We start from the raw sequence: 1,010 nt of genomic DNA on the forward strand, positions 1-1,010 counted from the left end.
CACCGATCGCGGCGACGAGCGCGGGCCGGACCCAGCGCTGCCGCAGTCAACCCGTTGCGGTTGCCCTGTTCCATCTTGTCGATGTAGTCGGCGCTCTCCGTCTGGCCGTCGGCGAAGTCGCCCATGGACTTGGCCATGGTCTTGACATTGTCGCTGGTGTTGGTCCAGGAGGAGTCGTAACCGTCGTTGCCGCCGGGGCCGTCGTTGAAGCTCTGGCCGAGTTTGTCATTGCCCCAGACGTTTCCGCGCCCGTTGAGCGAGCCGTTCAGGGTGTTGATGATGTTGGTGAGTTGGGTTCCGACATTGCGCGACTTGCCTGCCGCGGTTCGGAAGTCGTCGGCGTCGTATTCGAACGTCATCGCCCTCATCCCTCCACGAGTGGTAGCACCGAGCACACCACAAGTCCTTCGCCTGCGCAACAGCTTGGCATGGCGGAGCGAACCCGGCATGACACCGTCGTGAACGGCCGGTACCTAGGCGTTCGCCTCCCAGTGGGACTCCACCCGCGACATCATCCGCTCGATCGAGGCGTTGACCGCGTCGACCAGATCCGCCCTGGACATCGGTGTGGCGACCGGGTTCTCGTTCGGCAGGCCGATGACGTAGCGACCGTCGTCGGGCAGGTCGCGCCAGACCAGGATGTCGCGATGCATGCCACGGGATCCGAACATCGACTGGTTCTGCAGGATGTTGATCGTGCCGGTGCGCTCGGCGGGCCGATTCAGGAACTCGGCACTGCGATCGACGATCGAGGTGTCGGCCTCCTCGAAGAACATCGAGGACGGCCGCTGATGGTCGCCCTGGTCGGCGCCGGTGACCAGCGGGATGATGCCCCCGCGACCCGCGCCGGTGGCGGGCATGAGGTCGACGATCGCGTCGGCGAGCCCGTACGGCCCGATGTCGACGACGACGTAACCACCACTGTGGGTGGGGGTTTCACCGGGCAGCTGGTAGATCAGGTAGCCGTTGGCGCCGGCGCGGGCGGCCCGCGCCTTGAGCCAGTACTCGGC

2 protein-coding genes are annotated in these 1,010 nt (G+C 65.9%); both read right to left on the minus strand.

Going from position 1 to position 1,010, the window contains the following annotated elements:
* On the minus strand, positions 1–359 hold a 359-nt coding region (locus ACWDNU_RS47270), incomplete at its 3' end, for a hypothetical protein (RefSeq protein WP_449673638.1).
* 114 nt (positions 360–473) lie between these two features.
* A partial coding sequence (locus ACWDNU_RS47275) for an ESX secretion-associated protein EspG (RefSeq protein ID WP_449673639.1) occupies positions 474–1,010 on the minus strand: 537 nt, incomplete at its 5' end.

This window comes from Amycolatopsis sp. NPDC003676, assembly GCF_053587275.1.